Origin of the sequence: Variovorax sp. V213, from assembly GCF_041154455.1 — a bacterium.
Taxonomy (GTDB): domain Bacteria; phylum Pseudomonadota; class Gammaproteobacteria; order Burkholderiales; family Burkholderiaceae_C; genus Variovorax.
Window position 1 is genome coordinate 1,382,039 of the sequence record NZ_AP028664.1, and the last position, 11,976, is coordinate 1,394,014.

At 65.8% G+C, this 11,976-nt stretch carries 12 protein-coding genes; 3 read left to right on the forward strand and 9 right to left on the reverse strand.

Annotated features, from left to right (window positions below; all coding sequences use genetic code 11):
• The first annotated feature begins 8 nt into the window (after positions 1–8).
• Genes edd through ACAM55_RS06690 form a run of 3 tightly spaced genes read left to right on the forward strand, consistent with a single transcriptional unit; the run spans position 9 to position 3,201 of the window.
• A complete protein-coding gene (gene edd, locus ACAM55_RS06680) occupies positions 9–1,835 on the forward strand; it encodes a phosphogluconate dehydratase (RefSeq protein WP_369655256.1) in 1,827 nt (608 codons plus the stop codon).
• Entirely contained in the window at positions 1,826–2,470 is a 645-nt protein-coding gene (gene eda, locus ACAM55_RS06685; RefSeq protein ID WP_369655257.1) for a bifunctional 4-hydroxy-2-oxoglutarate aldolase/2-dehydro-3-deoxy-phosphogluconate aldolase, read from the forward strand. Before edd ends, eda begins: the two co-directional genes overlap by 10 nt.
• A 2-nt stretch (positions 2,471–2,472) precedes the next feature.
• The gene (locus ACAM55_RS06690; protein ID WP_369655258.1) at positions 2,473–3,201 is read left to right on the forward strand and encodes a haloacid dehalogenase type II; all 729 of its coding nucleotides are present in this window, start codon (positions 2,473–2,475) and stop codon (positions 3,199–3,201) included.
• A 9-nt stretch (positions 3,202–3,210) separates the two neighbouring features.
• Here the strand turns inward: ACAM55_RS06690 and ACAM55_RS06695 are convergent, their stop codons facing one another.
• From ACAM55_RS06695 to ACAM55_RS06735, 9 genes are all read right to left on the reverse strand, one after another.
• Positions 3,211–4,272, reverse strand: a complete 1,062-nt coding sequence (locus ACAM55_RS06695; RefSeq protein ID WP_369655259.1) for an acyltransferase family protein — start codon at positions 4,270–4,272, stop codon at positions 3,211–3,213.
• Positions 4,269–5,435 (reverse strand): hypothetical protein, encoded by a 1,167-nt coding sequence (locus ACAM55_RS06700; RefSeq protein ID WP_369655260.1) that lies wholly within the window; start codon positions 5,433–5,435, stop codon positions 4,269–4,271. Before ACAM55_RS06700 ends, ACAM55_RS06695 begins: the two co-directional genes overlap by 4 nt.
• A 302-nt stretch (positions 5,436–5,737) precedes the next feature.
• Positions 5,738–6,175, reverse strand: coding sequence for a lactoylglutathione lyase (gene gloA / locus ACAM55_RS06705; protein ID WP_369655261.1), 438 nt, complete (start codon positions 6,173–6,175; stop codon positions 5,738–5,740).
• Positions 6,176–6,218: 43 nt separating this feature from the next.
• Positions 6,219–6,896 (reverse strand): glutathione S-transferase family protein, encoded by a 678-nt coding sequence (locus ACAM55_RS06710; RefSeq protein ID WP_369655262.1) that lies wholly within the window; start codon positions 6,894–6,896, stop codon positions 6,219–6,221.
• Between the two features lie 104 nt (positions 6,897–7,000).
• Positions 7,001–7,684: an ABC transporter ATP-binding protein gene (locus ACAM55_RS06715; RefSeq protein WP_369655263.1), complete on the reverse strand. Its 684-nt coding sequence runs from the start codon at positions 7,682–7,684 to the stop codon at positions 7,001–7,003.
• Positions 7,681–9,345: an ABC transporter permease gene (locus ACAM55_RS06720; protein WP_369655264.1), complete on the reverse strand. Its 1,665-nt coding sequence runs from the start codon at positions 9,343–9,345 to the stop codon at positions 7,681–7,683. The genes ACAM55_RS06715 and ACAM55_RS06720 overlap by 4 nt, the downstream gene beginning before the upstream one ends.
• A 136-nt stretch (positions 9,346–9,481) precedes the next feature.
• On the reverse strand, positions 9,482–10,543 hold the full coding sequence (locus ACAM55_RS06725; protein WP_369655265.1) for a Fe(3+) ABC transporter substrate-binding protein: 1,062 nt from the start codon (positions 10,541–10,543) through the stop codon (positions 9,482–9,484).
• Between the two features lie 147 nt (positions 10,544–10,690).
• Positions 10,691–11,386: a nitroreductase gene (locus ACAM55_RS06730; protein WP_369656347.1), complete on the reverse strand. Its 696-nt coding sequence runs from the start codon at positions 11,384–11,386 to the stop codon at positions 10,691–10,693.
• 14 nt (positions 11,387–11,400) lie between these two features.
• Entirely contained in the window at positions 11,401–11,946 is a 546-nt protein-coding gene (locus ACAM55_RS06735) for a PaaI family thioesterase (protein ID WP_369655266.1), read from the reverse strand.
• Positions 11,947–11,976 lie beyond the last annotated feature (30 nt).

Sequence of the window (11,976 nt, forward strand, 5' to 3'; positions counted from 1 at the left end):
ACATCCCCATGAGCACACATCCCACCGTCCTTGACGTTACCGATCGCATTCGCGAACGCAGCCGGGGGCCGCGCAGCGCGTACCTCGAGCGCCTGACCGAAATCCGCAACCGCGACCGGGGCTCCGACCGCATGGGCTGCGCCAACGTCGCGCACGCCGTGGCCGGCATCCCCGCCAACGACAAGTTCAAGGTGGTGACCGAGCGCGCGCCCAACATCGGCATCGTCACCGCCTACAACGACATGCTCTCGGCCCATGCGCCGTACCAGGGCTACCCGGACATCATCAAGCAGGAGGCGCGCAGCCTCGGCGCCTCCGCGCAGGTCGCCGGCGGCGTGCCGGCCATGTGCGACGGCGTGACCCAGGGCACGCCCGGCATGGAGCTGAGCCTGTTCAGCCGCGACGTGATCGCCATGGGCACCGCGGTGGCGCTCACGCACGACATGTTCGACGGCGCGCTGCTCTTGGGCGTGTGCGACAAGATCGTGCCGGGCCTCTTGATCGGCGCGCTGCACTTCGGGCACCTGCCGACGGTGTTCGTGCCCGCCGGCCCCATGCCCTCGGGTCTTTCGAACGGCGAGAAATCCAAGGTGCGCGAGCAGGCGGCGCAAGGCCTGGTGGGCCGGCAGGGCCTGCTCGATGCCGAGATGGCGGCCTATCACACGGTCGGCACCTGCACCTTCTACGGCACCGCCAACAGCAACCAGATGCTGCTCGAGGCCATGGGCCTGCACGTGCCCGGCACCGCCTTCATCCAGCCCGGCGACGCGATGCGCGAAACGCTCACGCGCGAAGCCGTTCGCACGGTGCTGGGCCGCGCCAGCGAGGCGAAATTCAATTGCCCTCCCATCGGGGAGATGGTCGACGAGCGTTGCATCGTCAACGCCATGGCGGCGCTGCTGGCCACAGGCGGTTCCACCAACCACCTGATCCACTGGGTGGCTGTCGCGCGCTCGGCGGGCATCGTGATCGACTGGGACGACTTCTCGCGCCTTTCCGACGTGATTCCGCTGTTGACGCGCGTCTACCCCAACGGCAGCGCCGACGTGAACGCGTTCCAGGCCGCGGGCGGCCCGGGCTTCGTGATCGGCGAGCTGCTCGACGCCGGCCTGATGCACGCCGACGTGCTGACCGTGCGTGCCGGCGGCATCCGCGAATTTGCGAACGTTCCATCCCTGGTGGACGACAAGCGCCTGGTCTGGAATTCCGCCGCGCCGTCGAAGGACGAAGCCGTGGCGCGGCCCGTCGAGAGCCCCTTCAGCGCTACCGGCGGGCTGAAGCTGCTCAACGGCAACCTGGGGCGCAGCGTGATCAAGGTGTCATCGGTGCCCGACGACCGCCACGTGATCGAGGCGCCGGCGCGGGTGTTCGATTCGCAGGCCGCGCTGCACCAGGCCTTCACCGCCGGCGAGCTCGAGCGCGACGTGGTGTGCGTGGTGCGCTGGCAGGGCCCGCGCGCCAACGGCATGCCCGAGCTGCACAAGCTCACGCCGCCGCTTTCGGTGCTGCAGGGCAAGGGCTTTCGCGTGGCGCTGGTCACCGACGGCCGCATGAGCGGCGCCTCGGGCAAGGTGCCGGCCGCCATCCATGTTTCGCCCGAAGCCGCCGCGGGCGGGCCGCTCGCCAAGGTGCGCGACGGCGATGTGATACGCCTCGACGCCGTGGCGGGTACGCTGGCCGTGCTGGTGCCCGACGACGAATGGGCCGAGCGCGAGACAGCCGCGCTTCCCGACGCAAAGCGCATCGCCGACGGCCACGGCCTCGGCCGCGAACTGTTCGCCGGCATGCGCCGCAATGCATTGACTGCCGAAGAAGGAGCCTGCTCATGGCTATAGAAAACAACAAACTCACCGCGCTCGACGTCATGCGTGATGCACCGGTCATCCCGGTCATTGTGTTGCACGACGTGAAACATGCCGTTCCGCTGGCGCGCGCGCTGGTGGCCGGCGGCATCCGCATGCTCGAAGTCACGCTGCGCACGCCGCAGGCACTCGAATGCATCGAGGCCATTGCGCGCGACGTGCCTGATGCCGTGGCCGGCGCGGGCACCATCCGCAGCGCCGCCGATGCACAGGCCTCGGCGCTCGCCGGTGCCAGGTTCGGCGTGAGCCCGGGCTACACGCGCGCGGTCGGCAAGGCCTGCCACGACCTCGGCCTGCCGCTGCTGCCAGGGGTGGCCACCGGCAGCGAGATCATGATGGCCCAGGAGGACGGCTACACCGAGCTCAAGTTCTTTCCCGCGCTGCAGGCCGGCGGCCTGCCCATGCTCAAGGCGTGGCAAGGGCCGTTCGGCGATGTCACCTTCTGCCCCACCGGCGGCATCCACGCGGGCAACGCGGCCGAGTTTCTCGCGCTCTCCAACGTGGCATGCGTGGGCGGCTCCTGGATCGTGCCGACCGACGCGATCCAGGGCGGCAACTGGGCGCTGATCGAGCAACTGGCACGCGCGGCGAGCCAGCTGCCGCGCTGACCATGCGCGCGGACTTCGACGCGAGCGACCTGAAGGTCATCGCGTTCGACGTTTTCGGCACCGTGGTCGACTGGCACAGCGGCATTGCCGCCGAGGCCGAGCTTGCGTTGCCGGGCGTGGACGGCGCAACCTTTGCGCTGGCCTGGCGGGCGGGCTACCAGCCGGCCATGAAAGCGGTGATGGAACGCATTGCGGCAGGCGAGGGCGGCTTCACGCTGCTCGACGAACTGCACCTGAGCATGCTCGAACAGGTGCTGCACGATTTCGGCATGGCGGGACGGCTCGATACCGCCGCCAAGCGCCAGCTGAGCCGCGCCTGGCACCGGCTGCCGGCCTGGCCCGATGCGGTCGAAGGGCTCACGCGCCTGAAAAAGAAGTTCACCATCTGCACGCTCTCCAACGGCAACATCGGCCTGCTCACTGAAATGGCCAAGCGGGCCGGCCTGCCCTGGGACTGCGTGCTGTCGGCCGAGGTGTTCAAGGCCTACAAGCCCGACCCGCGCACCTACCTGGGCGTGGCCGGCGTGTTCGACGCAACGCCCGGGCAGGTCATGCTGGCCGCGGCGCACCACGAAGACCTGGCCGCAGCGCGCGTGTGCGGCCTCAAGACCGCCTACATCGAGCGGCCCTGCGAATTCGGCCGCGCCCAGCCGAAAGACGTTTCGCCCAACCCCGAGAACAACCTGCACGCACGCGACATCAACCAGCTGGCCGACCTGCTGGGCTGCTGAGCGCGATGATCACCTTGCCCTGGCCGCGCCCAGGGATTTCGCGGACTTGATCATCCCGCGCATCATCTGGGTGAGCGGGAATTCCACGTACCTGTAGACCATGTGCGAAGCCCAGAACGACGCGACGCACACCGCGGCGGCAATGGCAAGAATTTGGGACGGCGAGGCGAGGCCGAGCGACTTCACCGTGAGGGGAATGGCCACCAGGATGAACGGGTGGAAAAGATACAGCGAGTAGGAGCTGTCCCCAATGGCCAGGATCGTGCGGGCCTTGCCCCAGACCGATCCGAGCAAGATTATTCCGACAAATATCATTGCGGAAGGGATTGCAAGCGCAAACCCCCTGAGCTCGCTGCTTCCAAAGCCTCGCGAAATTGCCAGGTAGGCAAGAAAAGCCCCGGCGGTGGTCAAGACAATCGACAAAGGAATGCTCTGCCGGAGCAATCCCTTCTTGAATGCCACGCCAATGGCGACGCCGAACGCGAACTCTACAAACAATGAAAAATTCATTACCTTGTAGTCGATGCCGCAGAGCACCCCAATGAACGATGCGGCGGCCAGTACCAGGCAGGCGATGTAGGCGCTCCTTGGCTTTGCCACGGGCAGTGCGACAAGCGCCCACAGTCCGTAGAAGATGATCTCGTACGTCAGCGTCCACCCGTTGTTGACCAGGTACGGCGCGGAGGTGGGCCACAAAAAGAACGACGCGGCGACGTCCGTCGCTTCTTGCGAGTTGCTGTTGATCAGCTTGGGCGCAAAGATGAAAACAAGCAGCGCCAGCAGCGAGAGCCCCCAGTAAAGCGGGAACACTCTCACGATCCGCTTTTCCATGAACTCCACGTGCGTCATCGTCTTGTTGGCGGTGACAAAGTAGATGATGAAGCCGCTGATCATGAAGAACACGTCCACCCCGATGATCCCGAAATCGAACAGGGGAATCGCGCCGCCAGACAGTGCATGTGCCTTTTGCGCTGCGTGATGAATGACAACCAGCAATGCGGCAATGCCTCGTCCGGCCTGGATGGATTCGACGTACTGGGGCTGATCGACCGCAATGGATTGGGACTTCACGAGGCGCGATCCTGAGGAAGGGGGCGAACAAAAGTGGGAGCGGTGGGCGCTGCAGCGGGAGCGGCGGCTTGCCTGCGCCTCAGAAGCTTGTCCTGGGCCAGTTCGCCTTTCTGCACCAGCGCCAGGGCGGAAAAAACGAGCGGGCTGACGATGGCGAAATGGCGGGCAAATGAACCGAAGTCAGGCTCGAACACGCCCTCGATAATGAGAAAAGACAGCGGGGCCAGCGCCACCTTGCTGGCCTGGATCAAGTTCTTGTTGTCCGACTTCACGCCCTTGACGATGGCCTTCACCATCCATATGAAGGTGAAAGGCATGATCGAAATGAACGCCAGCTGGCTGATCGATCCAAAACGCAAAAGCTCAAGAGGAAACGCCAGCCTGAAGAAGGTGATCGTCGCGTTGAGTGCCTGGAGCATGGCATTGTCGGAAGCGATCACGGCATCGATGACCGTTCGCGACCCTTCCGCGCCTACGTCTCTGTTCTCGTTCACTGCGGCTCTGGCAAAGTCCAGCGTTGCGCCCAATGCGATTTGGAATGTCAGTGAGAGCGCGATGTAAATCAAGACGATGATGACGAACAGCCTGAATACGGTGAGCTGATTTCTTACCAGTCTCAATCCGAGCCAGGTGGCGCTGACCAGCAGCCAATATTTTCGTACTACCCATCCGTAGATCGTCGAAGACAAAAACCACGTGAACCCGAACCAGCTTTGTTGCGCCGCCATGATCGAAAGGAGCACGACGCAGGCGGAGAGCATGTCCTTTGAAAGGACCGACAGGAAAATGGCCCTGATGAAACCCCATCCAAGCGACACGAGAAAAACGCCAAGGGATATCCGGCTGAATTGAAATATCGGGATCAGGGTGAGCGTGACGCTCAGCAGGGCGCCCGCGATCGGGGCTGTCTTGGCACTCAGCCCCACCGATTCCAGCAGGAATGCGCTGCAGGCGTAGGAGTTTCTTTCCTCCACCGAAGTCGAGGCAATCTGGCAGGAGTCCGCCCCGAAGAAACTCAAAAGCGTTTCTTCGTCCGGGAAATTCTGCGCCGCCGTGTCGTGGTACGCAAACGGAATAGCTCCCACAATCAGAGCGGCAAATAAAAATATGATGAGCGATATTGCCGGATCGATGGCCCTGCCGCGGATGCTGAGAATGGTCAATTTCTGGCCGCTTGGAAGAAGCGCATATGTAGAAAATAGTTCAAAGGCATGCCGCCGGACGCTTCATCCGAATGGACGGCCTTGCCGAACTGTAAAGGTGCTTGATTGCGATTTAAGGTAACGGCGCGGGAGGCATTTAGCCCCACCGGCGTACCCTGAGAAAATACCAGCAAAGAATATGCCGATCGCCCGCGAAAAGGTGATCATTTGTATCCTCAATTCGCCGCGCTTTCACTTTAAACGGCACCCCTCCCGGGGGCCGCTTCGCGGGCGAGGAAGCGGCCGCAGGCCGCAGCGCCCGGCTAGGGGGCGCGCAAGGCGTCGGCGCTGGACCCGGGCGTGCCCTGGGCCTTCGATTTGTCTTGTATCAACTCGACCTTGTAGCCATCGGGATCGGTCACGAAGGCGATCACGGTGGTGCCGCCTTTGACCGGGCCGGCTTCGCGCGTGACGTTGCCGCCGGCGGCCTTGATCTTTTCGCAGGCCGCATAGGCGTCGGGCACGCCCAACGCAATGTGGCCGTAGGCGGTCCCGAGCTCGTAGCTTTCGGTGCCCCAGTTGTAGGTCAGTTCGATCTCGGCCTGGTCGGGGTTGCCGTTGCCGTAGCCGATGAAGGCGAGGCTGTATTTGTACTCGGGGTTTTTCGACGTGCGCAACAGGTTCATGCCAAGCACCTGGGTGTAGAAGTCGATCGAACGCTGGAGGTTGCCGACGCGCAGCATGGTGTGGAGGAGTCGCATCTCGTGGTGTCTGTCGTTTGGGGAAGAACGCCGATTGTCGGCATTACGCGAGCTCGAGCAAATGCGCCTCGTGCTTGCGCAGAAACTCGCGCAGGTGCAGCGGATACTCCGGCACCACGGCGCTGCGCACGCTGGGCCGTGCCGCCAGCGCACGCCGCCAGGCGTCCACCTTCGGCAAGGCATCGAAGATGTGCGAGTCGCTGATCTCGTCGAACACTTCGAAGTAGCGAAAGATCGGCGCAAAGACGGCGTCCACCAGGCTGAAGTGGATGCCCGCGAAGAAGGGCCCCGCGCCCAGCGCGGCTTCGACGCGCTCGAACTTGGCGGCCAGCGCCAGGCGCTTCTGTTCGAACACCTCGGCGTCGCGCGTGGTTTCGTAGCCCCACAGGTCGCCGAGGATGGCCGAGCCGAATTCCATCCACGCACGGTGTTCGGCACGGGTGAGCGGGTCTTCGGGATGCAAGCATGGACCCGGCTGCGTTTCTTCCAGGTATTCGCAGATCACGTTGCTCTCGAACAGCACCGCTTCGCTGCCGTCGGGCCGCTGAAGCCGCAGCAGCGGCACCTTGCCGAGCGGCGAGATCGCGACGAACCAATCGGGCTTGTGGGCAAGGTCGATCACGACGCGCTCGAACGGCACGTTCTTTTCGGCCAGGGCGATGGCCGCGCGCTGCACATAAGGGCACAGCAGGTGGCTGACGAGGGTGAGTGGCTTGGACATGGCGGTTGCGTTTCAGGAAGAAAAAATGAAGGGGAGCGCCGCGATTCTTGCGGCCCCGAACAACCTTTTCCCGAAAAGCCCATTCGCCAGATCGGCGCCTTGTGCTATGGAGCGGTATCCATCCAGTGCGTGATCCGGCCCCCGTGCATCACCCCGACGCGGTCGGCCATGGCATGGGCCTCGGCCTCGTTGTGGGTGACCAGGATGGCGGTCTGGCCGGCGCGCTTGAGGATGCTGCGCACCTCCGCCGTCAGGCGCTCGCGCGTGCCGCCGTCGAGGTTCGAAAAAGGCTCGTCGAGCAACAGCAGCGCGGGTGACGGTGCCAACGCGCGGGCCAGCGCAATGCGCTGCTGCTGGCCGCCCGAAAGCTCATGCGGAAAGCGCTCGCCGGCATCGGCCAGGCCAACCAGCGCCAGCATTTCGGCCACGCGCGCCTGCTGCAGCGCACGGCTCGAGCGGCGCAGGCCGAAGGCCACGTTCTGGCCCGCCGACAGATGAGGAAACAGCGCGTATTCCTGGAACATCATGCCCACTCGCCGTTGCTCGGGCGGCAGGTGCACCTCCGTCGAAGAGAGCAGCACATCGCCGAGCCGGATGGTTCCGGCACGCAGCGGCTCGAAGCCCGCAATCGCGCGCAGCACCGTGGTCTTGCCGCAGCCCGAAGGGCCGAAGAGGCATCCGATTTCACCTGTGGGCAGCGACAGCGAGAAGTCGCTCACCACGGTGTGCAGGCCGCGCGGTGTTTCGTAGGCGAGCTGGATCGATTCGATGAAAAGAGAGGAACTCATGTCGTGTCCGGACCCGGCAGGGCCGATGGCGTGCCCAGTTGATTGCGCGCCAGCAGCATCACTGGCAGGAGGCCTACAGCGACGATGGCGAGTGCGGCAATGGCGCCTTCTTCATACGTGCCGCGAGCGGCCTCGGCATAGAGCCAGGTGGCCAGGGTGTCGAAATTGGCGGGCCGCAGCAGCAGCGTGGCGGGCAGCTCCTTCATGGCGTCGACAAAAACCAGCAGCGCACCGGTCGCAATGGCGGGCTGCAGAAGCGGCAGGTGCACGCGCCGCAGCGTGCCGCCGCTGGTCTCGCCCAGCAGCCGCGAGGCCTGTTCGATGGCGGGCGGAATGCGCGCCAGCCCGGCTTCGATGCCGCCGACCGGCATGGCGAGGAAGCGGATCGCGCAGGCGACCACCAGCACGATGCCTGCACCCATGAGCGGCAGGCCCTGCAGGCCGAGCACGCTGGCCAGCGCCGCATCGACTGCAAGCGCCGGCGTGAGCAGGCCGATGGCGAGCACCGTGCCCGGCACCGCATAGCCCAGCGTGGCCACGCGTGCCTGCCAGCGCGCGCGGTTGGGGCGCGAGCCCTGGCTGCGCGCCGCCCATGCGACGACCAATCCCGCGACCACCGCCACCAGCGTCACGCCGGCGGCCAGGGCCAGCGTGTTGCCAAGGCTTGCGAGCAGGCCGTGCGATACGCCGCCGCCCTGGTGCAGCCGCTTGGCGCTCTCCCAGACCAGGTAGAGGGCCGGCGCCACGAAGCCGATCAGCACCGGCAGCGTGGCGATGGCGGTGGCGAGCCATGCGGCACCGCCGTGCAGGCGGCGGGGCTGCATGGCTCGCATGCGTTGTGCCGAACCGAAGCGCTGGTGCTGGCGGCCATTGCGTTCGAGCCAGACCAGTGCCACCACCACGAACAGCATGGCGCAGGCGATCTGCGCCGCACCGGCCAGGTCGGAGCGGGTGATCCACGTGGTGTAGACCGCGACCGTGAGCGTGTTGATGCCCAGAAATTCCGAAGCGCCGATGTCGTTCAGCGTCTCGAGCAGCGCGAGGCTCAGGCCCACGGCAAGCGCCGGCCGTGCCAGCGGCAGCGCCACGCGAAAGAACGCGCCGCGCCGGCTTTCGCCCAAGGTGCGGGCGGCCTCCATCAGATGCGCGGGCTGCGTCATGAACATGGCGCGCGCGGTCATGTAGACGTAGGGGTAGAGCACGAAGCCGAGCACGAAGATCGCGCCCGGCATCGAGCGCAGGTCGGGCAGGCGGAATTGGCGCGGGCTGTCGAAGCCCAGTGCCCAGCGGATCGCGCCTTGCACCGGGCCGATCGGATGCAGCAGATCGAGGTAGGCGAAAGCGACGATGTAAGTCGGCATTGCGAGCGGCAGCAGCAGGGCCCAGTGCAGCACGCGCCGGCCCGGAAAGTCGCAGGCCGTGACCAGCCAGGCGCAGCCGGTGCCGATCACCAGCACCAGCGTGCCGACGCCCGCCAGCAGCACGGCCGTGTTGAGTGCGGCCCGCGGCAACACGTGCGCGAACAGCGGCCCCCAGTGCCCCACGCCGGAGCCGAACGCGAGCCACGCCAGCGTGAGCACCGGCGCCAGCACGCCGATGGCGATGGCGAACGAGGCCGAGCGCCAGAGCGGGCCTGCCGCGTGCAGGCCAGCGAAGCTCATGCGGAACACTGGCCTTCCATTGCTCCCGCTCCTTCGGGAAACACCGTGGAACCGGCTCTGCCGGGCCACTGGTGTTGCCCCCGGTAGGGGGAGGGAGAAGCGACACGAAGTGCGCGAAGCCAGGGGGCGAGCAACATTACAAGTCGAAGCCGACCTTGTCGACCAGGGCGCTGGCTTGCTTGCGGTACTTGGCGATCTCGGTGAGCGGCAGCGGATCGACTTTCAGCTCGCCGATGGTCTCGCCGATGATCGGGTCGAGTGCCACGCCCTTGCGCACCGGGTATTCGTAGTTGGCTTGCGCGTAGAGGGACTGAGCCGGCTCCGACACCAGGAACTCGAGCAGCTTGACCGCGTTGGCGCGCTGCGGCGCATTCCTGGCCACGGCCGCGCCGCTGATATTGACGTGGGTGCCGCCGCTCTTGGTGCTGGCGAAGGTCGGGCGAACGACCTTGATCGCATCGCCCCACTTGCGCGCGTCGGTGCCTTCCTTGGAGCTCTTCATCTGGCCGACGTAGTACGAGTTGGCCAGGCCGACATCGCAGATGCCGCCGAGGATGTCGCGCGCCACGTCGCGGTCGCCACCCGTGGCCTTGCGGGCCAGGTTGGCCTTGACGCCGCGCAGCCACTGTTCGGTCTTGGCCTCGCCGTCGTGTGCGATCATCGCCGCGACCAGTGCCGTGTTGTAGGGATGCTGGCCCGCGCGGATGCAGACCTTGCCCTTCCACTTCGGATTGGCGAGGTCTTCATAGCTGAAGCGGGTGAGCGGCTGGTTCTTGTCGGCGTAGAGCACGCGCGCGCGCAGCGAAAGGGCAAACCACTGCCCGTCGGCACCGCGCAGGTTGGCGGGCACGGCCGATTCGAGCGCGGCCGACTTCACCGGCTGCGTCACGCCGCCGTCGACCAGGTCCATCAGGTTGCCGATATCCACCGTCATCAGCACGTCGGCCGGGGAGCGCGCGCCCTCGGCCTTGACGCGCTCCAGCAGGCCGTCCTTCACGAACACGGTGTTGACCTTGATGTTGCTCTGCGTGCTGAAGGCGGTGATCAGCGGCTGGATCAACGCGGGCTCGCGCGTCGTGTAGAGCGTGAGTTCGTCGTTGGCGGCGTAGGCGGGCAGGGCGGCAGCGGCCAGCCAGGCGGCGCAGACGCCGATCAGTGCGCGGGCGGCGCGGCCTTGGACGCCGAAGCGGTCGGTCATGAAGGATCCTCCAGGTGCAGAGACGTGTTTTGAAAAAGCATCGCAGCCACGCGGCTGACGATGAGAATCATTATCACTGCCCTTGGGGGTGGTTTTATATCCTTGCGCTTACACGGCGAGGGATTATCGGGACGCGCCGGTCAACGGCTAATCCACCCATCGGCAGGCCTGGTCCAGCCCTGCGCGCGTCGTACGGAAGCGATTGGCCGGATGCGAGGGATCCTCATAGCCGAACGCAATGCCGCACACCACCTGGCGGTCGTCCGGAATCTCGAACCAGCGATGCAGGAATTTCGAGCGCGAGGCCACAGCCGCCTGGGCGATGCTGGCCACGCCGAAGCTGCGGGCCGCCAGCACGAAGTTGTTGACGTAGGCGCCGCAGTCCACGGCGCCGTAGGTGCCGAGCGGTGCTTCGGTGGTGACGAGGGCCACGTGCGGCGCGCCGAAGAACCTGAAGTTTTCCCGCGCCTGCCGTTCCGACGCCTCGCGGTCGCCGCGCGCGATGCCGACGCTCTCGTACAGCTGGAAGCCGCATTCGCGGCGGCGCTCGCGGTACACGCCGCGGTATTCGGCGGGAGGCGCAATGTCGAACGCGGCATCGGCTGCGGCCTCGTCCGAATCGAAGGCCTGGCGCAGCCGCTCGGTGGCCGCGGCGCTGGTCACGATCACCTGCCATGGCTGCGAGTTGCACCATGAAGCGGTGCGCTGCGCCAGCTGCAGGATGGCATCGATCGTTTCGCGCGGAACCGGGTCGGCAAGGTAGCCCCGGCAGCTGTAGCGCGCGGCGAGAAGGGCCTTGAAAGCCGGTGCCAGCGAGGGGTCGTGGGGAGGAGTGGAGGGCATGGCGGCGGACTGGCTCATCGCGGCGAGGGCATCTCGAACACCAGGCAGGTGGTGGTGGCGTGCGCGTACAGCGTGCCGTCGGGCCCGACGAGCCGCGCTTCGGCGGTGGCGAGCTGCCGGCCGCAATGGATCACCTTGCCTTCGGCGCGGACCCGCTGCACCTTGGGCGTGACGCCTCTCACGTAGTTCACGCTCAGCTCGGCCGTCGTGTAGCTGCGGCCCACCGGCATCATGGTGTGGATCGCGCAGCCCAGCGCGGAATCGAGCACCGTGGCAATCCAGCCGCCGTGGATGGTGCCGAGCGGGTTCAGGTGCTGCGCCAGCGGCGTGCCCTGGAACACCGCCACGCCTGGGCCTACAGAAAGCAGCGTGAAGTCCAGCGTCTTGGCAATGGCCGCAAAGGGGATCTCGCCCTTCAGCATGGCCTGCATCATTTCGAGCCCGGTCTTGCCTGCGATCTGCTCAGGCCGTGCCAAGCCAGGGCCGGGTCCAGCTTCGAGACGCTGGACGACCTCTGCCTCTTGGGCGATCCAGGCGTCGATGGAGTGGGGCTCGCTCATGAAAAAAATCCTTGATAGTTGCATATACAA

Coding starts and splice junctions, on each gene's coding strand:
- edd (WP_369655256.1), top strand. CDS start 9: ATGAGCACACATCCCACCGTCCTTGACGTTACCGATCGCATTCGCGAA.
- eda (WP_369655257.1), top strand. CDS start 1,826: ATGGCTATAGAAAACAACAAACTCACCGCGCTCGACGTCATGCGTGAT.
- ACAM55_RS06690 (WP_369655258.1), top strand. CDS start 2,473: ATGCGCGCGGACTTCGACGCGAGCGACCTGAAGGTCATCGCGTTCGAC.
- gloA (WP_369655261.1), bottom strand. CDS start 6,175: ATGCGACTCCTCCACACCATGCTGCGCGTCGGCAACCTCCAGCGTTCG.
- ACAM55_RS06710 (WP_369655262.1), bottom strand. CDS start 6,896: ATGTCCAAGCCACTCACCCTCGTCAGCCACCTGCTGTGCCCTTATGTG.
- ACAM55_RS06715 (WP_369655263.1), bottom strand. CDS start 7,684: ATGAGTTCCTCTCTTTTCATCGAATCGATCCAGCTCGCCTACGAAACA.
- ACAM55_RS06720 (WP_369655264.1), bottom strand. CDS start 9,345: ATGAGCTTCGCTGGCCTGCACGCGGCAGGCCCGCTCTGGCGCTCGGCC.
- ACAM55_RS06725 (WP_369655265.1), bottom strand. CDS start 10,543: ATGACCGACCGCTTCGGCGTCCAAGGCCGCGCCGCCCGCGCACTGATC.
- ACAM55_RS06730 (WP_369656347.1), bottom strand. CDS start 11,386: ATGCCCTCCACTCCTCCCCACGACCCCTCGCTGGCACCGGCTTTCAAG.
- ACAM55_RS06735 (WP_369655266.1), bottom strand. CDS start 11,946: ATGAGCGAGCCCCACTCCATCGACGCCTGGATCGCCCAAGAGGCAGAG.